At 59.7% G+C, this 17,092-nt stretch carries 20 protein-coding genes; 9 read left to right on the forward strand and 11 right to left on the reverse strand.

All coding sequences use genetic code 11. The features are described 5' to 3' along the window. Window positions 1-46: 46 nt before the first annotated feature. Complete coding sequence (locus ACYZUC_RS13990; RefSeq protein WP_461996381.1) at window positions 47-1,948, reverse strand: potassium transporter Kup; 1,902 nt, start codon at window positions 1,946-1,948, stop codon at window positions 47-49. Between the two features lie 288 nt (window positions 1,949-2,236). Between ACYZUC_RS13990 and rimO the strand changes: the two genes are divergently transcribed. From rimO to tsaA, 6 genes are all read left to right on the forward strand, one after another. Then, entirely contained in the window at window positions 2,237-3,574 is a 1,338-nt protein-coding gene (rimO, locus tag ACYZUC_RS13995) for a 30S ribosomal protein S12 methylthiotransferase RimO (RefSeq protein ID WP_461996382.1), read from the forward strand. A gap of 113 nt (window positions 3,575-3,687) precedes the next feature. Next, window positions 3,688-4,161: a GNAT family N-acetyltransferase gene (locus ACYZUC_RS14000; protein ID WP_461996384.1), complete on the forward strand. Its 474-nt coding sequence runs from the start codon at window positions 3,688-3,690 to the stop codon at window positions 4,159-4,161. Window positions 4,162-4,336: 175 nt separating this feature from the next. After that, the gene (locus ACYZUC_RS14005) at window positions 4,337-5,047 is read left to right on the forward strand and encodes an rRNA pseudouridine synthase (protein WP_461996386.1); all 711 of its coding nucleotides are present in this window, start codon (window positions 4,337-4,339) and stop codon (window positions 5,045-5,047) included. Window positions 5,048-5,122: 75 nt separating this feature from the next. Continuing rightward, window positions 5,123-5,593, forward strand: a complete 471-nt coding sequence (locus tag ACYZUC_RS14010; protein WP_017336769.1) for a YehS family protein — start codon at window positions 5,123-5,125, stop codon at window positions 5,591-5,593. A 198-nt stretch (window positions 5,594-5,791) separates the two neighbouring features. Further along, the gene (locus ACYZUC_RS14015) at window positions 5,792-6,562 is read left to right on the forward strand and encodes an SDR family oxidoreductase (RefSeq protein ID WP_461996388.1); all 771 of its coding nucleotides are present in this window, start codon (window positions 5,792-5,794) and stop codon (window positions 6,560-6,562) included. 170 nt (window positions 6,563-6,732) lie between these two features. Beyond that, window positions 6,733-7,431, forward strand: coding sequence for a tRNA (N6-threonylcarbamoyladenosine(37)-N6)-methyltransferase TrmO (gene tsaA, locus ACYZUC_RS14020; RefSeq protein WP_461996390.1), 699 nt, complete (start codon window positions 6,733-6,735; stop codon window positions 7,429-7,431). Window positions 7,432-7,563: 132 nt separating this feature from the next. Here tsaA and fpr read toward each other — a convergent pair whose 3' ends face one another. Further along, window positions 7,564-8,343, reverse strand: a complete 780-nt coding sequence (gene fpr, locus ACYZUC_RS14025; RefSeq protein WP_003443014.1) for a ferredoxin-NADP reductase — start codon at window positions 8,341-8,343, stop codon at window positions 7,564-7,566. Window positions 8,344-8,465: 122 nt separating this feature from the next. Between fpr and ACYZUC_RS14030 the strand changes: the two genes are divergently transcribed. Beyond that, the gene (locus tag ACYZUC_RS14030; RefSeq protein WP_008030029.1) at window positions 8,466-9,392 is read left to right on the forward strand and encodes a LysR family transcriptional regulator; all 927 of its coding nucleotides are present in this window, start codon (window positions 8,466-8,468) and stop codon (window positions 9,390-9,392) included. Here ACYZUC_RS14030 and ACYZUC_RS14035 read toward each other — a convergent pair. The 3 genes from ACYZUC_RS14035 to ACYZUC_RS14045 all read right to left on the reverse strand — a co-directional run bounded on the left by ACYZUC_RS14035 (window position 9,389) and on the right by ACYZUC_RS14045 (window position 11,430). Next, on the reverse strand, window positions 9,389-9,751 hold the full coding sequence (locus tag ACYZUC_RS14035) for a diacylglycerol kinase (protein WP_008030027.1): 363 nt from the start codon (window positions 9,749-9,751) through the stop codon (window positions 9,389-9,391). The two genes, ACYZUC_RS14030 and ACYZUC_RS14035, sit on opposite strands and share 4 nt — an antisense overlap. Before the next feature lie 75 nt (window positions 9,752-9,826). Further along, window positions 9,827-10,477, reverse strand: a complete 651-nt coding sequence (gene erdR / locus ACYZUC_RS14040; protein ID WP_192228519.1) for a response regulator transcription factor ErdR — start codon at window positions 10,475-10,477, stop codon at window positions 9,827-9,829. A gap of 209 nt (window positions 10,478-10,686) precedes the next feature. Then, window positions 10,687-11,430: a tRNA-uridine aminocarboxypropyltransferase gene (locus ACYZUC_RS14045; protein ID WP_207285793.1), complete on the reverse strand. Its 744-nt coding sequence runs from the start codon at window positions 11,428-11,430 to the stop codon at window positions 10,687-10,689. Between the two features lie 186 nt (window positions 11,431-11,616). Between ACYZUC_RS14045 and ACYZUC_RS14050 the strand changes: the two genes are divergently transcribed. Then, a complete protein-coding gene (locus ACYZUC_RS14050; protein WP_461996393.1) occupies window positions 11,617-12,045 on the forward strand; it encodes a PA3611 family quorum-sensing-regulated virulence factor in 429 nt (142 codons plus the stop codon). Here the strand turns inward: ACYZUC_RS14050 and ACYZUC_RS14055 are convergent, their stop codons facing one another. After that, window positions 12,046-12,240, reverse strand: coding sequence for a hypothetical protein (locus ACYZUC_RS14055; protein WP_008030018.1), 195 nt, complete (start codon window positions 12,238-12,240; stop codon window positions 12,046-12,048). Window positions 12,241-12,608: 368 nt separating this feature from the next. Here ACYZUC_RS14055 and ACYZUC_RS14060 point away from each other — a divergent pair, with 368 nt between their 5' ends. Further along, window positions 12,609-13,727: an LOG family protein gene (locus ACYZUC_RS14060; protein WP_461996395.1), complete on the forward strand. Its 1,119-nt coding sequence runs from the start codon at window positions 12,609-12,611 to the stop codon at window positions 13,725-13,727. A 44-nt stretch (window positions 13,728-13,771) separates the two neighbouring features. On the opposite strand, the gene recX is transcribed toward ACYZUC_RS14060, so the two are convergent. The 5 genes from recX to ACYZUC_RS14085 all read right to left on the reverse strand — a co-directional run bounded on the left by recX (window position 13,772) and on the right by ACYZUC_RS14085 (window position 17,045). After that, window positions 13,772-14,239 carry a recombination regulator RecX gene (gene recX, locus ACYZUC_RS14065; RefSeq protein ID WP_461996396.1) on the reverse strand — a complete coding sequence of 156 codons (468 nt, stop codon included), beginning with the start codon at window positions 14,237-14,239 and terminating at the stop codon, window positions 13,772-13,774. 8 nt (window positions 14,240-14,247) lie between these two features. Beyond that, the gene (recA, locus tag ACYZUC_RS14070) at window positions 14,248-15,300 is read right to left on the reverse strand and encodes a recombinase RecA (protein ID WP_461996398.1); all 1,053 of its coding nucleotides are present in this window, start codon (window positions 15,298-15,300) and stop codon (window positions 14,248-14,250) included. Window positions 15,301-15,383: 83 nt separating this feature from the next. Next, window positions 15,384-15,884, reverse strand: a complete 501-nt coding sequence (locus ACYZUC_RS14075; protein WP_192228516.1) for a CinA family protein — start codon at window positions 15,882-15,884, stop codon at window positions 15,384-15,386. 79 nt (window positions 15,885-15,963) lie between these two features. Continuing rightward, complete coding sequence (locus ACYZUC_RS14080; RefSeq protein ID WP_461996400.1) at window positions 15,964-16,500, reverse strand: lysis protein; 537 nt, start codon at window positions 16,498-16,500, stop codon at window positions 15,964-15,966. Then, window positions 16,482-17,045, reverse strand: a complete 564-nt coding sequence (locus ACYZUC_RS14085) for a glycoside hydrolase family 19 protein (protein WP_461996402.1) — start codon at window positions 17,043-17,045, stop codon at window positions 16,482-16,484. The genes ACYZUC_RS14080 and ACYZUC_RS14085 overlap by 19 nt, the downstream gene beginning before the upstream one ends. Between the last annotated feature and the right edge of the window lie 47 nt (window positions 17,046-17,092).

Here is a 17,092-nt window from a genome sequence, read left to right on the forward strand (position 1 = left end):
GCCCCCGCTACCTTCAAGGCAACGGGGGCTTTTCGATGTCGCGGGCTTACATCTCGACCTGCGTCCCCAACTCAATCACCCGGTTCAGCGGCAGATTAAAGAAGCGCAAATTGCCATTCGCGTTCTTCAACATGAACGCAAACAACGCCTCGCGCCAACGCGCCATCCCCTCAAGTTTGGAGGCGATGACCGTCTCGCGACTGAGGAAGTAGGTGGTGCGCATCGGGCTGAAGTCGAGGTCATCGAGGTGACACAGCTTCAGCGCTAGCGGCACGTCCGGCTCGTCGATAAAGCCGAAGTGCAGGATCACCCGGAAGAACCCTTCGCCGTGGGATTCCACCTCGAAGCGCCGTGTCGTCGGTACTCGCGGGATGTCTTCGTACACCACCGTCAGCAGCACCACTTGCTCGTGCAGCACCTGGTTATGCAGCAAGTTGTGCAACAACGCGTGGGGTACGGCGTCTGGCCGCGCGGTGAGGAACACGGCGGTGCCCTGGACACGATGCGGCGGTTGCACGGCGATACTGCTGATGAAAATCGGCAGCGGCAGCCCGCCCTCGTCCATGCGCTCCACCAGCAATTGTTTGCCGCGCTTCCAGGTGGTCATCAGCACGAACAGCGCAATACCGGCGATCACCGGGAAGGCCCCGCCCTGTACGATTTTCGGCACGTTGGCGGCGAAGTACACGCCATCGACCAGCACAAATCCCAACAGGACCGGCACCGCAAGGACCGGTGGCCATTTCCATAGCAGCAGTATCACTGCCGACACCAGAATGCTGGTCATCAGCATGGTCCCGGTCACCGCAACGCCGTAAGCCGAGGCCAGGGCGCCGGAAGATTCGAAACCCAGCACAAGCAGCACAACGCCGACCATCAGCGCCCAGTTCACCGCGCCAATGTAGATCTGGCCTTGCTCGGCGCTGGAGGTGTGCTGGATGTGCATGCGCGGAATGTAGCCGAGCTGGATCGCCTGGCGGGTCAGGGAGAACGCGCCGGAAATCACCGCTTGCGAAGCAATCACCGTGGCCAGGGTCGACAGGCCGACCAAGGGAATCAACGCCCAGCTTGGCGCCAACAGATAGAACGGGTTACGCGCCGCTTCCGGGTCACCGAGCAGCAAGGCGCCCTGGCCGAAGTAGTTCAGCACCAGTGCCGGCAGCACGAGGATGAACCAGGCGCGGGCAATCGGCTTGCGGCCGAAGTGGCCCATGTCGGCGTACAGCGCTTCGGCGCCGGTCAACGCCAGCACCACCGCGCCGAGGATCGCCACGCCCATGCCCGGGTGAACGATGAAGAAGCGCACGCCCCAGACCGGGTTCATCGCTTGCAACACTTCCGGATGCTGCATGATGCCGTAGACGCCCAGTGCGCCCAGGACCAGGAACCAGGTGACCATGATCGGCCCGAACAGGATGCCGATTCGCGCGGTGCCGTGGCTCTGGATCAAAAACAGCGCCACCAGCACGATCAACGACAGCGGCACCACCCAATGGTCGATGCCATCGAAGGCCAGCCCGAGACCTTCAATCGCCGAAAGCACGGAGATCGCCGGAGTGATCATGCTGTCGCCATAGAACAGCGCCGCGCCGATCAGCCCGCAGACCACCAGCAACGTGCGCAACTTCTTGTGCCCCGCCGCTGCCCGCCGCGCCAGCGCGGTCAACGCCATGATCCCGCCTTCGCCCTGGTTGTCGGCGCGCAGGACAAACATCATGTACTTGATCGAGACGACCCAGATCAGCGACCAGAAGATCAGCGCCAGGATGCCCAACACGCCGTCATGGTTGACCGGTACGCCGTAACCACCGGAAAACACTTCTTTGAGGGTATACAGCGGGCTCGTGCCGATATCGCCGTAAACCACCCCGACCGCTGCGACCAGCATGCCGATCGGCTTCGCCCCCGAATGCTCGGCACCCGCCGCCTGACTACTTGCCTGACCCATCCAACACTCCTACTACCCAGACCGGACTTCTTTGGAAGAAGCACTATGCTTTGTCACGCAGCATGCGCTGTTTTACATGACGTTACAGACGTTTTGTTGACTGTAAAAAATCGGTAAAGCGTAACGGCGCGAAGCATAGCGCAGCACTCGTCGTATTTCCCTCCATAAAGCTGGTCAAGTGCGTCTCTCATCGCTAGAATTGCGCACTTTTTGATCAGAGGCACACCAAGTGCCCGTTTGTCGCCTTGCCGTCTTCGGCTGGAGGCGTCACAAATACCGAGGTTAGACATGTCCACCACTCCTGCGCCGGCCAATCCAAAGGTTGGTTTCGTATCCCTGGGTTGCCCCAAAGCACTGGTCGACTCCGAGCGCATCCTTACCCAGCTGCGCATGGAAGGTTATGACGTTGTGTCCACCTACCAGGACGCCGATGTCGTGGTGGTCAACACCTGCGGCTTCATCGACTCGGCCAAGGCAGAATCTTTGGAAGTGATCGGCGAAGCCATCAAGGAAAACGGCAAGGTCATCGTGACCGGCTGCATGGGCGTCGAAGAAGGCAACATCCGCAACGTGCACCCGAGCGTGCTGGCCGTGACCGGTCCGCAGCAGTACGAGCAGGTAGTGAACGCCGTGCACGATGTCGTGCCGCCGCGCAAGGATCACAACCCGCTGATCGACCTGGTGCCACCGCAAGGCATCAAGCTGACCCCGCGCCACTACGCGTACCTGAAAATTTCCGAAGGCTGCAACCACAGCTGCAGCTTCTGCATCATCCCGTCGATGCGCGGCAAGCTGGTCAGCCGTCCGGTCGGTGACGTCCTCGACGAGGCCCAGCGCCTGGTCAAGGCCGGCGTCAAAGAGCTGTTGGTGATCTCGCAAGACACCAGCGCCTACGGCGTCGACGTGAAATACCGCACTGGTTTCTGGAACGGCGCGCCGGTGAAAACCCGCATGACCGAACTCTGCGAAGCCCTGAGCACCCTCGGCGTCTGGGTGCGCTTGCACTACGTTTACCCGTACCCGCACGTCGACGAGCTGATCCCGCTGATGGCCGCTGGCAAGATCCTGCCGTACCTGGACATCCCGTTCCAGCACGCCAGCCCGAAAGTCCTGAAGTCGATGAAACGCCCGGCGTTCGAAGACAAGACCCTGGCACGGATCAAAAACTGGCGCGAGATCTGCCCGGACCTGATCATCCGTTCGACCTTCATCGTCGGCTTCCCAGGCGAAACCGAAGAAGACTTCCAGTACCTGCTGAACTGGCTGACCGAAGCCCAGCTCGACCGCGTCGGCTGCTTCCAGTACTCGCCGGTCGAAGGCGCACCGGCCAACGACCTGGACCTGGACATCGTCCCGGACGACGTCAAGCAGGACCGTTGGGACCGCTTCATGGCGCACCAGCAAGCCATCAGCTCGGCACGCCTGCAAATGCGCGTCGGCCGTGAAATCGAAGTGCTGGTCGATGAAGTCGACGAGCAAGGCGCGGTTGGCCGCTGCTTCTTCGATGCCCCGGAAATCGACGGCAACGTGTTCATCGACAACGGCATCAACCTGAAACCGGGCGACAAAGTCTGGTGCAAGGTTACCGACGCCGACGAATACGACTTGTGGGCTGAACAGATCTAAACGCAAAAAATACGCAAAGCCCTGCTCTCTTGACGAGATGCGGGGCTTTTTTACGTCTATCGTTTTGTGGGAGAAAGGACTCGCGCCATCCACTGCAAAAGGGGCATTCGGCCATGCGCCAACATTCGGTCATCCACACGCCGAAACAGAGCGACTACCAGGAACTGACTCGGGTCTGGGAAGACTCGGTGCGCGCCACCCACGACTTTCTGCCGGACAGCTACATCGAACTGCTGAAGAATCTGGTGCTGACGCGCTACCTCGACGCGGTGATGCTGATCTGCACCAAAGACTCGCGCCAGCGCATCACCGGGTTCGCCGGCGTGGCGGCGGGCAAGATCGAAATGCTCTTCATCGACCCGGCCCACCGTGGCCAGGGCCTGGGCAAGCAGTTGCTGCGTTATGCCATGGAACACCTGAACGCCGATGAGCTGGACGTCAATGAACAGAACCCGCAGGCGCTGGGGTTCTACTTCAAACAGGGCTTCGAGGTGATCGGCCGCACCGAGCATGACGGCATGGGGCAGCCTTATCCGTTGCTGCATATGCGGCTGCGCCAAACCCGGCAACAGTCGAGCAACGGCTAACCTGTGTAGGAGCCGGCTTGCTGGCGATGGCATCACCGCGGTGCATTTGACAGACCGAGGAGATGCCATCGCCAGCAAGCCGGCTCCTACAAAAAGCTGTACGGCGCAAATGGAGCCGGGATTAACCGGCGCCCAGCAGGTACAATGCCCACCCCTTTTTTGTTACGGCCCTGTCATGACTGACCCGATACGTCTCTCCAAACGCCTCATCGAACTCGTCGGCTGTTCCCGTCGGGAGGCTGAGCTGTTCATCGAGGGCGGCTGGGTCACCGTGGACGGCGAAGTCATCGACGAGCCGCAGTTCAAGGTCGACACCCAGAAAGTCGAGCTCGACCCGGAGGCCAAGGCCAGCGCACCAGAGCCGGTGACCATCCTGTTCAACGTGCCGGCAGGCATGGACGCAGACACCGCGATGGCCACCCTCAGCGCCGAAACCCTGAGCGAAGAACACCGCTTCAGCAAACGTCCGCTCAAGGGCCATTTCCTGCGCCTGACCGCCAGCACCGACCTGCAGGCCAACGCCAGCGGTCTGCTGGTGTTCACCCAGGACTGGAAGATCCTGCGCAAACTCACCGCCGACTCCGCGAAAATCGAACAAGAGTATGTGGTCGAGGTTGAAGGCGAGATGGTCGCTCACGGCCTCAACCGCCTGAACCACGGCCTCACCTACAAGGGTAAGGAACTGCCGCCGGTCAAGGCCAGCTGGCAGAACGAAAACCGCCTGCGTTTTGCGATGAAGAACCCACAACCGGGCGTGATTGCCCTGTTCTGCCAGGCCGTCGGCCTGAAGGTCGTCGCCATCCGCCGCATCCGCATCGGCGGCGTGTCCATCGGCAAAGTGCCGCTGGGCCAATGGCGCTACCTGTCCGGCAAAGAGAAGTTCTAAGACTTTTCACGCCGCCACACATTCTGGCGCCGCGGCTTATGCGGCGCCCACTGCCGACTATCAGGATTGCACACCATGATTCATAACGACGTACTGCGCAGCGTGCGCTACATGCTCGACATCAGCGACAAGAAAGTCATCGAGATCATCAAGCTCGGCGGCATGGACGTGTCCCTGGAAGACCTGTTGACCTACCTCGACAAGAAAGAAGAGGACGAGGAAGGCTTCGTACGTTGCCCGGACGAAGTCATGGCGCATTTCCTCGACGGCCTGGTGATCTTCAAGCGTGGCAAGGATGAAAGCCGTCCGCCGCAGCCAATCGAAGTGCCGGTGACCAACAACATCATCCTGAAAAAACTGCGCGTAGCCTTCGAACTGAAAGAAGACGACATGCACGCGATCCTCAAGGCCGCCGAGTTCCCGGTGTCCAAGCCTGAACTGAGCGCGCTGTTCCGCAAGTTCGGCCACACCAACTATCGCCCGTGCGGCGACCAGTTGCTGCGCAACTTCCTCAAGGGCCTGACCCTGCGCGTTCGCCCGCAGTAATCGCCCACACCACCTTCCCCTGTAGGAGCCGGCTTGCCGGCGATGGCAATTTTGAGGACGCCATCGCCGGCAAGCCGGCTCCTACAAGGGTGGCAGTAGCCGAAGGCTCTATAGACCTTCATTCCGCGCAAAAATAGTGGCTCCGCTTCCGGCGGCTGACGACTAGGGTGTATGCACCCTCAGCTCTCAGGATTCGCCATGCACCCGTACTTCTCCCTGCAAGGCCGCACCGCTCTGGTGACCGGCGGCACCCGTGGTATCGGCAAAATGATCGCCAAGGCCTATGTCGAGGCCGGCGCTACCGTGTACGTCTGCGCGCGCGATGCCGAAGCGTGTCAGCAAACGGCTGACGAGTTGAGCGCCTTCGGAACGTGCCGCGCGGTGGCCGCCAACCTGGCCACTGAAGAAGGTGTGCTGCAACTCGCCACGGGGCTGGGCGAGCAGATCAGCCATCTGGATATCCTGGTGAACAACGCCGGCACCACCTGGGGAGCGCCGCTGGAAAGCTACCCGGTCAAGGGCTGGGAAAAGGTCATGCAGCTCAACGTGACGTCGGTGTTCAACTGCATCCAGCAGTTCTTGCCGCTGCTGCGCAAGGCCGGGTCAGAAGCCAATCCGGCGCGGATCATCAACATCGGCTCGGTGGCGGGAATTTCTTCCTTCGGCGAACAGGCTTATGCCTACGGGCCGAGCAAGGCTGCCCTGCATCAATTGTCGCGGATTCTGGCGCGGGAACTGGTGAGCCAACACATCAACGTCAACGTAATCGCGCCGGGGCGCTTTCCGAGCAAGATGACCCAGCACATCGAGAACGATGAGCAGGCGCTGGCGGAGGATACGGCGTTGATTCCGATGAAGCGCTGGGGCCGGGAGGAAGAGATGGCGGCGTTGGCGATCAGTCTGGCGAGTACGGCGGGGGCTTACATGACCGGGAATATTATTCCTCTTGATGGTGGGTTTAGCCTCTAGGATTTGCGGTGCGGCATTCGCGAGCAAGCCCGCTCCCACATTCGATCTATGGTGCTCAGAAGATCCATTGTGGGAGCGGGCTTGCTCGCGAAAGGGCCAGCACAGGCACAACTGAAGGCAGGTCGATCGGGTTATCATGCCCGCCTCAATCCTGCTTCGACCCTAAACCAATGACCTACAGCGTTTCCCCCATCGGCTTCGTGCGCTCCTGTTTCAAGGAGAAGTTCGCCATCCCGCGCCAGCCGCAACTGGCGCCCGCCGCCCGCGGCGTGCTGGAACTGGTGGCGCCGTTCGATCAGGGCGACGCCGTGCAGGGTCTGGAGCAGGTCAGCCACGTCTGGCTGCTGTTCCTGTTCCATCAGGCCCTGGAAGAAAAGCCACGCCTGAAAGTCCGCCCGCCTCGCCTCGGCGGCAACAAATCCATGGGCGTGTTCGCCACCCGCGCGACGCATCGGCCCAACGGCATTGGCCAATCCGTGGTGAAGCTGGACAAGGTCGAAGCCAATCGCCTGTGGATATCCGGCATCGACTTGCTGGATGGCACACCGATTCTCGACATCAAACCCTACGTGCCTTATGCCGACATCATCGACACCGCCTCCAACAGCATCGCCAGCGCTGCGCCGCAGCTGATTCCCGTGCAGTGGACGGACTCGGCGTTGCAACAGGCGCATGGGCACGCTCAGCGTCTTGAAGAGCCATTGGTGGCGCTGGTTGAGCAGTGCTTGGCGCAAGATCCGCGGCCGGCTTATCAGACGCCTGCGCCTGAGCGGGAATATGGCGCGCAGTTCTGGGATGTGGATGTGCGATGGCACTATCCCGAAGCAGGCATGATCCGCGTTCTCGAAGTCATTTCGGCGAAGATCTGAACACCAAAAACAACTGTGGGAGCGAGCCTGCTCGCGATTGCGGTGTGACAGTCAACATTGATGTCGACTGACACTCCCCCATCGCGAGCAGGCTCGCTCCCACAGGTAGAGCAGAGCGGTTGAGCGGTATTCTTATTTCTCGACGAACGCACGCTCGATCAGGTAATCACCCGGCTCGCGCATCCGCGGCGAAACTTTCAGGCCGAAGCTGTTCAGCACTTCGCTGGTTTCGTCGAGCATGCTCGGGCTGCCGCACAGCATGGCGCGGTCGTCCTGCGGGTTGATCGGAGGCAGGCCGATGTCGCTGAACAGCTTGCCGCTGCGCATCAGGTCGGTCAGGCGACCTTCGTTCTCGAACGGCTCGCGGGTCACGGTCGGGTAGTAGATCAACTTGTCACGCAGGGCCTCGCCGAAGAACTCGTTCTGCGGCAGGTGCTCGGTGATGAACTCGCGGTAAGCGACTTCGTTGACGTAACGTACGCCGTGGCACAGGATCACTTTTTCGAAACGCTCGTAGGTTTCCGGGTCCTGGATGACGCTCATGAATGGCGCCAGACCGGTACCGGTGCTGAGCAGGTACAAATGTTTGCCAGGCTTCAAGTCGTCCAGTACCAGCGTGCCGGTAGGCTTCTTGCTGATGATGATCTCGTCGCCTTCCTTCAGGTGCTGCAACTGGGAAGTCAGCGGGCCATCAGGCACCTTGATGCTGAAGAACTCGAGATGCTCTTCCCAGTTCGGGCTGGCAATCGAGTAAGCGCGCATGAGCGGCCGGCCGTTTGGCTGTTGCAGGCCGATCATCACGAACTGACCGTTCTCGAAGCGCAGGCCCGGATCGCGGGTGCACTTGAAGCTGAACAGAGTGTCGTTCCAGTGGTGAACACTGAGGACACGCTCGTGGTTCATGTTGCTCATGTACGTGGGACTCCTGGAGATTTTGCCTGCGCCTGTGATCTGCGCAATTGCATCGCATTCTAATGGCAGCGACAATATCTGTTAAATGGATTATTAAGATAAGGGTTATCGGTTATATCGATATGCGATTTACTCTCCGTCAACTTCAAGTCTTCGTCGCCGTCGCCCAGCAGGAAAGCGTATCCCGTGCTGCGGGCCTGCTCAACCTGTCGCAATCGGCGGCAAGCACCTCGATCACCGAACTGGAGCGCCAGTCCAGCTGCCAGCTGTTCGACCGCGCCGGTAAACGGCTGAGCCTCAACGCCCTCGGTAAGCAACTGTTGCCGCAAGCGGTGGCGTTGCTCGACCAAGCCAAGGAAATCGAAGACCTGCTCAACGGCAAATCCGGTTTCGGCTCGCTGGCGGTCGGCGCGACCCTCACGATCGGCAACTACCTGGCCACGTTGCTGATCGGCAGCTTCATGCAGCGCCACCCGGAAAGCCAGGTGAAGCTGCACGTGCAAAACACTGCCAACATCGTGCAACAAGTTGCCCATTATGAAATTGATCTGGGTCTAATCGAAGGCGACTGCAGCCATCCGGACATCGAAGTGCAGAGTTGGGTCGAGGATGAGCTGGTGGTGTTTTGCGCGCCACAGCATCCGTTGGCCCTGCGCGGCACGGCGACCATGGAAGAACTGAGTCACGAGGCGTGGATTCTGCGTGAACAAGGCTCGGGCACGCGCCTGACCTTTGACCAGGCCATGCGTCATCATCGCAGCGCGTTGAATATCCGCCTGGAGCTGGAACACACCGAAGCGATCAAGCGCGCGGTGGAATCAGGGTTGGGGATTGGCTGCATTTCACGGCTGGCACTGCGCGACGCGTTTCGCCGCGGCAGCCTGGTGCCAGTGGAAACGCCGGATCTCGATCTAGCGCGGCAGTTCTATTTCATCTGGCACAAACAGAAATTTCAGACGCCGGCGATGCGCGAATTCCTCGATCTGTGCCGCGCTTTCACCGCCGGGGTTCAGCGCAGCGACGAGATCGTGCTGCCCACCATCGCTTAAAGCAGGATTACCGCCCACACCAGCGCGATCATGGTCAACGCCACCAGCTGCGCGGCGCTGCCCATGTCCTTGGCGTTCTTGGACAGTGGGTGCAATTCCAGGGAAATGCGGTCGATGGCCGCTTCCACCGCTGAATTGAGCAACTCGACGATCAACGCCAACAAGCAGACGGCTATCAACAGCGCCTGCTCGACGCGGCTAACGTTCAAAAAGAACGAAATCGGGATCAGGATGACATTGAGCAACACCAGTTGCCGAAAGGCCGCTTCGCCGGTGAAGGCTGCGCGCAGGCCGTCCAGCGAGTAACCGGAAGCGTTGAGGATGCGTTTCAGGCCGGTCTGGCCTTTGAAAGGGGACATAAAAGTGGCAACTGACCAAAAAGGAGTGGGAAAACTAGATTAACCAAAGTCAAAAAAGCGTGAAGATGCCAACTTTCAATGGCTTGAAATTGACTCAAGTTGTTGCAAGAGCAACGCCGCCTGGGTTCGGGTCCGTACATTCAGCTTACGGAAAATCGCCGTGACGTGGGCTTTGATCGTCGCCTCGGACACGCTCAGCTCGTAAGCAATTTGCTTGTTCAGCAAGCCTTCGCAGACCATGGTCAGCACCCGGAACTGCTGCGGTGTCAGGCTGGCAAGGCCTTCACTGGCAGCCTTGGCTTCATCGGAAACACTGACTGCTTCGAACGCCTGAGGCGGCCAGAACACATCGCCATCCAGTACCGAACGTACGGCTTTCTGGATCACACTCAGGTCACTCGACTTGGGAATGAAACCGCTGGCACCGAACTCACGGGACTTGACCATGATCGAGGCTTCTTCCTGGGCCGACACCATCACCACCGGAATTTGCGGGTATTGACCACGCAGCAGCACCAGCCCGGAAAAACCGTAGGCGCCCGGCATGTTCAGGTCCAGCAACACCAGGTCCCAGTCGGATTTTTCGTCGAGGCGGGTTTCCAGCTCGGCGATGCTCGCCACTTCCACCAGACGGACTTCCGGGCCAAGGCCCAGGGTCAACGCTTGATGCAAGGCGCTACGAAAGAGTGGGTGGTCATCGGCAATCAGGATTTCGTATGTGGCCATTTTTCAAATGATCCTGTTCTTCTAACAGCTCAAGGCGCAGCCACGGAGCTGCACCAACAGGGCACGTTCAACGCCAATGACGTGGCAATCACGTAAAGAATACGGCGTCTGAAACTACAGCCGCGCCCCAATCGGCGCCAAGCATGCCCAGCGAAACCGGGGTGGTCAAGGTGCCTGGCCGCTACAGTTCTTTGCAGTATGGGCGACAATCAGGCCGTGACGGCGGCCGTTTTCGGTACGAAAGGCATTAGCTCGGCATGTGCCGGTGTTGCGACGTTCATTTCCAGCTGATGCTTGGCGTCGAGGTAATGTTGGCTGAACACGTCGAAATAAGCGTCCAGTGCCGACGCGGCGTCGACATCGCCCGCCAGATCGAGGCACAACGCCGCCACTTCCGCCGTGCACAAATGCTCGCTGCGGGTCGACCGGCGCAAACGATAGCGCGACAGTTTCTCGGGCAGCAGGCTCAGGATCGGCAATGATTCAAAGTACGGGCTTTTGCGGAAAATCTTCCGGGCTTCGGTCCAGGTCGCGTCCAGCAGAATAAACAGCGGTCGCTTGCTGCTATCCACCTCGACGGTGTTGGTCACGCGCTCAGGCTCGACGTACTCGCCCGGAAACACCAGATACGGCTGCCATTGCGGGTCGGCGAGCAACGCCAGCAGTTGCGGATCAGTTTCCGTGCGCGACCAGATGAATGCATGGTTGTCGCGCACTACGTCAGCGATCAGCCAACCGGTATTACTCGGTTTGAACACTTCCTTGTTGGTCATGATCAGGCACACGCCCGAGCGGGTCTCGACCTGCGGACGCCAGGCACACAGGCAATGGCTCTCGATCACGCGGCAGGCACGGCAACGCGTCGCCCTCCAGCCTCGGGCCTGAATCGGCTTGATGCCCTCCTCTTCGCGCTGGTCGCGCAAGCGGGCTACGGCGTTGGGGGCGTGGTTCATCGTGGGCAACACCGGCAGACAGGAAAACTCGACACGAACGGCACTCAGGGCAATAAAGGCCGGCAGTTTACCAGAGCGGCCGGCACAAGCCTGTACCGTCCAGACGGGCTCCCCTATAATTCGCCGCCAATGAACGCACAGCCCTGTGGCTGGTCGAACCACCAGTCACTGAACCAGGAGAGTTTCATGCTGCGCCTTATCGTTCCCACCGCTGCCATCCTGCTGGCGTCGTCCTTCAGCGCTCAGGCTGCGTCCTTGAGTGAGCAGAATCTCAACAGAGAGCTGCGAAACGTCGCCGCACAAAGCAGCGTCGGCACGCCACGGGCGATCAACGAAGACATTCTCGATCAGGGCTACACCGCCGAAGGCAATGTTTTGATCAACCACTTGAGCGTGCAAAGCAGCCACGCCAACAAGATGCGGGCTGATCCGAAAGCGGTGTACTTCCAGCTTGGCGCCTCCGTCTGCAGAAACGAGGGGTTCCGCAAGCTGATGAAGAAGGGCGCGATCATGCGTTACGACTTTACCGAGGTGAAAACCAATCGCGCGGTCGGCTCCGCCAGCTTCCAGGAATCGGATTGCCCGAAAGCGGCGCCGCCGGCAAAGAAAAAGTAATCAATGGGAATTGGCGCGCCGCTGTTCATCCTCGGCGCGCAGTTCGGCCAACAACGCCTGTAAATAGCGCGAGCGCCGCTCGGCTCCCTCCAGACGCCGGCAACACTCCTCCTCGAGACTCAAATGATTGGTCTCGGCCGATGACTTCAATAATCGATACAGTTGCGTATCGATCTCCAGAATGACTCTGGCCATAGCATCCCGCCTCCATGCACTTCGCCCATGCTTTGAGCGAACAAAATCCTTGAACCGCTTGTACCGTGCGCCCTGCCTTTGACGCAAAGCTGTCGTGTCACGTCTGTAATTTAGTAAATCAGAGTGCCGGACACTTGGCGCAGGTTCAGACGAGCGGTGAAATCACCTTGCAAATCGTCAATAAGCGGTTGCCAGGAAAGACTTTGCAGCGCAATGATCAAGTCAGCGAAAACCACCGAGAGGGTCTAGATTCATAGTGTTCCCGTTCACTTTTCAGGGCAGAAAAGGGGCTGCCTGGTTTGCGTTTTCTGATGCGAATGTTTCTTTCATCCAAAGGAACAACAGAGCCTGTACGGAAGGAGAAGTTGATGCCTTACCAACCGAATGACCTCCTCAGCCGTCATTTCGAAGAAAGCGGCCACGACCTCATCAGCAAGGTCGAAGAGCAACTCAACCTGGTTTCACCCAACAGCCCGAATATTCCGATCTACCGCGACATGATCCTGACCGTGCTGCGCATGGCCCAGGACGATCACAACCGCTGGAATGCCAAGATCACCCTGCAAGCCCTGCGCGAACTCGAACACGCCTTCCGTGTGCTCGAACAGTTTCGCGGACGGCGCAAAGTCACGGTATTCGGCTCGGCCCGCACACCGATAGAACACCCGCTGTATGGCCTGGCCAGAGAACTCGGCGCCGCACTGGCGCGCTCCGACCTGATGGTGATCACCGGCGCAGGCGGCGGCATCATGGCGGCCGCCCACGAAGGTGCCGGCCTTGAACACAGCCTGGGATTCAACATCACCCTGCCCTTCGAGCAGCATGCCAATCCCACCGTGAACGGCACCACCAACTTGCTGCCGTTCCACTTTTTCTTTACCCGCAAACTGTTCTTCGTCAAGGAAGCCGATGCGCTGGTTTTGTGCCCTGGCGGTTTCGGCACCCTTGATGAAGCGCTGGAAGTGCTGACACTGATTCAAACCGGTAAAAGCCCGCTGGTACCGGTGGTGCTGCTGGACGCTCCTGGTGGCACGTTCTGGCAAGGTGCACTGGACTTCATCCGCAATCAACTGGAGGAGAACCGCTACATCCTGCCGACCGACATGAAGCTGGTGAGCCTGGTCTACAGCGCCGAGGAGGCGGTGGAGCAGATCAATCAGTTCTACAGCAACTTCCACTCCAGCCGCTGGCTCAAGCATCAGTTCGTAATCCGCATGAACCACAAGCTCAGTGACACTGCGCTCGAACACATGCAACAAGCGTTCGCCGACCTGTGCCTGAGCGATCACTTCCATCAGCATGCCTACAGCGGCGAAGAGCACGACGAACCGCAGTTCAGCCACCTCGCTCGCCTGGCCTTCACCTTTAACGCCCGTGATCATGGACGACTGCGCGAACTGGTGGACTACATCAACCTGCCGGAAAACTGGGCGCAGTCCAAACCCCAGGCGCAACAACGCACGCGGGAACCGTCAAAGGTTACGTGAGGCAAAAAAAAACGGCCCGCTATCAAAATAGCGAGCCGTTTCAGTCAATCGTCCATCCCTCGGCCGCTGAACAAGCGGCTGATCATTTCCATGGAGTAGCCCCGATAACTCAGGAACCGCCCTTGCTTGGCGCGTTCCCGGGCGTCTATCGGTAAATGCCCGGCAAACTTGCGCCGCCAGGTATCTTCCAGTTGTTCCTGCCAGTTGATACCGCTTTCACGCAGTGCGAGTTCGATGTCATTGCGTTGCAGGCCACGCTGGCTCAACTCTTCGCGAATACGCAAAGGGCCATAGCCGGAACGGGCACGGTAGGAAACGAAGCTTTCGAGGTAACGGGATTCGGACAGCAGGCCCTCTTCCGTCAAGCGGTCGAGTGCTGTGTCGATCATTTCAGGGAGAGCGCCGCGCTGACGCAGTTTACGCGTCAGCTCGACTCGACCGTGCTCGCGTCGCGCGAGCAGGTCCATTGCGGTTCGCCGCACCGCGACGAGTGTATCGAGTACGGCGGTCATCGGATCAATCAGATATCAGCGTCAGCCAGGTCATCTTCAGTCTCTTTGACTGGCGATGCTTTAACGTCCGGCGATGGAGTCAGCAGTTTGTCGCGCAGCTGCTTCTCAAGTTTTGCTGCGATCTCCGGGTTGTCCGCCAGGAACTTGGCCGAGTTGGCCTTGCCCTGACCAATCTTGGTGCCTTCGTAGGCATACCAGGCACCGGACTTCTCGACGAAACCGTGCAGAACACCCAGGTCGATCATCTCACCGTTCAGGTAGATGCCCTTGCCGTAAAGAATCTGGAACTCGGCCTGACGGAACGGCGAAGCGACCTTGTTCTTCACAACCTTGACGCGGGTTTCGCTACCGACGACTTCATCACCTTCTTTCACCGCGCCAGTACGACGGATGTCCAGACGAACCGATGCGTAGAACTTCAGCGCGTTACCACCGGTGGTGGTTTCCGGGCTGCCGAACATCACGCCGATTTTCATACGGATCTGGTTGATGAAGATCACCAGGCAGTTGGCGTTCTTGATGTTACCGGTGATTTTACGCAGCGCCTGGGACATCAGACGGGCTTGCAGGCCCACGTGCATGTCACCCATTTCGCCTTCGATTTCAGCCTTTGGAACCAGGGCGGCTACGGAGTCGACGATGATCACGTCAACCGCGTTGGAACGCACCAGCATGTCGGTGATTTCCAGGGCCTGCTCACCGGTGTCCGGCTGGGAAACCAGCAGGTCGTCGACGTTGACGCCGAGCTTGCCGGCGTATTCAGGGTCGAGGGCGTGTTCGGCGTCGACGAATGCGCAGGTCGCGCCGGCTTTTTGAGCCTGGGCGATTACCGACAGCGTCAGCGTGGTTTTACCGGAGGATTCAGGACCGTAGATTTCAACGATACGGCCTTTTGGCAGACCGCCAATGCCGAGCGCGATGTCCAGACCCAGAGAGCCAGTGGAAATAGCCGGGATCGCCTGACGGTCCTGATCGCCCATACGCATTACGGCACCCTTGCCGAATTGACGTTCGATCTGACCCAGGGCCGCAGCCAAGGCTTTCTTCTTGTTGTCGTCCATTAAAGTCCTCACGTAATCAATAAGGCCTGACGGCCAACACCTGTATAAGTAGCCAGTATTATTCCACAGCGATTCAGGATCGCCTACCCCTGATTTGAGATTTCTCCCGAGGCATGGCGCAGCAGCCCCTCTAGCGCGGCCTTCACCGTTTGTCGGCGGACCTCATCGCGGTTACCGGGGAAGTGCTGCACCTCGCTGAACACCCGCTCCCCCACGCCCCAGGCCAGCCAGACCGTGCCGACCGGCTTGTTCGGCGAACCGCCATCCGGACCCGCCACGCCGCTGACCGCCACGGCGAAATACGCCCGACTTTTTTCCTGCGCGCCACGGACCATGGCCTCGACCACTTCGCGACTGACCGCCCCCACCGTCGCAAACAACCCGACCGGGACATTCAATTGCTCGGTCTTCTGCCGGTTGGAGTACGTCACATAACCAGCCTCGAACCACGCCGAACTCCCCGGAATCCGGGTGATCGCCTCGCAAATGCCGCCGCCGGTACAGGATTCGGCTGCGGTGACGTGAGCATTGAGAACCTGCAGGCGTCTGCCCAGTTCAGCGGCCAGTTGGGTGATTTCTTTCACGGTCATCTCCTGAGCGAGCGGAATGGGACTACCGTACACGAGCGGATCACGCTTGCAAGTTACAGGATCGATCAAAATGTTAGCGACCGAGCGCCCTGATATAGGCCTGACAGGCCTGCAACGCAATCAGTGCACGGTCGCCGGCGTCGGTGATGGCGATAATTCGTTGAGCATGCGCCGGGTCAAGTCGGGCTCGAACGGCGCCATGATCCACGCTGCCGGTGCTAGCGGCGGTTGACACTGCACAGGCTGAGGCAGCGTCATGGGCATCGAGGAGGACTGACAGCCGCACATCAGCAGTGGCAAGACGATCGCGCAAGCGACCTTGATCACGTTGGGCATCGCTCAGCGCTCGGTAATGGGTGTGTTCACTGGCCGATAGCCGCTGTTCCAGCGCCAGCCGTTTATCCTGCTCGGTCTGTTGTCGAGTGGCGGCCGCCAGGGTCAGTTGGTTGAGCATCTCGGCGTGCGCCCCGGCCTGTTCCGCCAGTTGCCGCCCATAACGCCCATCCTGAAATCGCCAGGCCAGCGTTGCCAAGCCGCCGGCCAACACAACCAGCAACACAACAACGCCAACCAGCCGCCACGACCCCGGGATCAAACCGAAGGCAGGCATAACACCGCCCTCGCCCGCGCCCAGAGCTGCAAACGATCCTGCAACCCGTTCAGCCCCCCGTTGATCCGGCGAGTGATGCTGTTGAACTGGTCACGATCAGCCAGCTCGTTGAGGCCGTTTTGCCCCCAGAACCAGGCGGCGGATTCGGCGGCCCATTGCGGTTGCTCGAGCAGCTCCGGCGAGGCCAACAATCGCTCGTCGCCGAATAATCCCAGGCTGCATTCTCGGTAGTTATGACGGCCAGTGACCTGGATGAGTCCACGCCCCCGGTATTTTTGCCCGTCGCCATCGAGCACGGGTGTATTACCCAAACGAGCGGCCAGGGTGCCAGTGTCGTATTTGCTCAAGTACTGATCCCCGCCGAGTTCGCGCACGTAGTGCAACTGCCCGGACTCGTGACCGACTTGCGCAAGGAAAGCGGCGCTGCGTTTGGGCGTGTTGATGTCATGGCCATCCATGGCGCTATTGAGAGCAGAAATGAAAACGCCCACTTGGCTGCGGGCGTTGGGAAGTATTTGCTGTAATTGCAGGACAGTAAGCGGCATGAGTGATGTTCCGTTCGCCATTGATCCGCCAGACCGGCGCCAGTGCA

The sequence above is a fragment of the Pseudomonas sp. GT1P32 genome (assembly GCF_054897805.1).

Bases quoted from the DNA above. Each gene is read 5' to 3' on its own strand.
- ACYZUC_RS13990 (WP_461996381.1), bottom strand. From the start codon at position 1,948: ATGGGTCAGGCAAGTAGTCAGGCGGCGGGTGCCGAGCATTCGGGGGCG.
- rimO (WP_461996382.1), top strand. From the start codon at position 2,237: ATGTCCACCACTCCTGCGCCGGCCAATCCAAAGGTTGGTTTCGTATCC.
- ACYZUC_RS14000 (WP_461996384.1), top strand. From the start codon at position 3,688: ATGCGCCAACATTCGGTCATCCACACGCCGAAACAGAGCGACTACCAG.
- ACYZUC_RS14005 (WP_461996386.1), top strand. From the start codon at position 4,337: ATGACTGACCCGATACGTCTCTCCAAACGCCTCATCGAACTCGTCGGC.
- ACYZUC_RS14010 (WP_017336769.1), top strand. From the start codon at position 5,123: ATGATTCATAACGACGTACTGCGCAGCGTGCGCTACATGCTCGACATC.
- ACYZUC_RS14015 (WP_461996388.1), top strand. From the start codon at position 5,792: ATGCACCCGTACTTCTCCCTGCAAGGCCGCACCGCTCTGGTGACCGGC.
- tsaA (WP_461996390.1), top strand. From the start codon at position 6,733: ATGACCTACAGCGTTTCCCCCATCGGCTTCGTGCGCTCCTGTTTCAAG.
- fpr (WP_003443014.1), bottom strand. From the start codon at position 8,343: ATGAGCAACATGAACCACGAGCGTGTCCTCAGTGTTCACCACTGGAAC.
- ACYZUC_RS14030 (WP_008030029.1), top strand. From the start codon at position 8,466: ATGCGATTTACTCTCCGTCAACTTCAAGTCTTCGTCGCCGTCGCCCAG.
- ACYZUC_RS14035 (WP_008030027.1), bottom strand. From the start codon at position 9,751: ATGTCCCCTTTCAAAGGCCAGACCGGCCTGAAACGCATCCTCAACGCT.
- erdR (WP_192228519.1), bottom strand. From the start codon at position 10,477: ATGGCCACATACGAAATCCTGATTGCCGATGACCACCCACTCTTTCGT.
- ACYZUC_RS14045 (WP_207285793.1), bottom strand. From the start codon at position 11,430: ATGAACCACGCCCCCAACGCCGTAGCCCGCTTGCGCGACCAGCGCGAA.
- ACYZUC_RS14050 (WP_461996393.1), top strand. From the start codon at position 11,617: ATGCTGCGCCTTATCGTTCCCACCGCTGCCATCCTGCTGGCGTCGTCC.
- ACYZUC_RS14055 (WP_008030018.1), bottom strand. From the start codon at position 12,240: ATGGCCAGAGTCATTCTGGAGATCGATACGCAACTGTATCGATTATTG.
- ACYZUC_RS14060 (WP_461996395.1), top strand. From the start codon at position 12,609: ATGCCTTACCAACCGAATGACCTCCTCAGCCGTCATTTCGAAGAAAGC.
- recX (WP_461996396.1), bottom strand. From the start codon at position 14,239: ATGACCGCCGTACTCGATACACTCGTCGCGGTGCGGCGAACCGCAATG.
- recA (WP_461996398.1), bottom strand. From the start codon at position 15,300: ATGGACGACAACAAGAAGAAAGCCTTGGCTGCGGCCCTGGGTCAGATC.
- ACYZUC_RS14080 (WP_461996400.1), bottom strand. From the start codon at position 16,500: ATGCCTGCCTTCGGTTTGATCCCGGGGTCGTGGCGGCTGGTTGGCGTT.
- ACYZUC_RS14085 (WP_461996402.1), bottom strand. From the start codon at position 17,045: ATGCCGCTTACTGTCCTGCAATTACAGCAAATACTTCCCAACGCCCGC.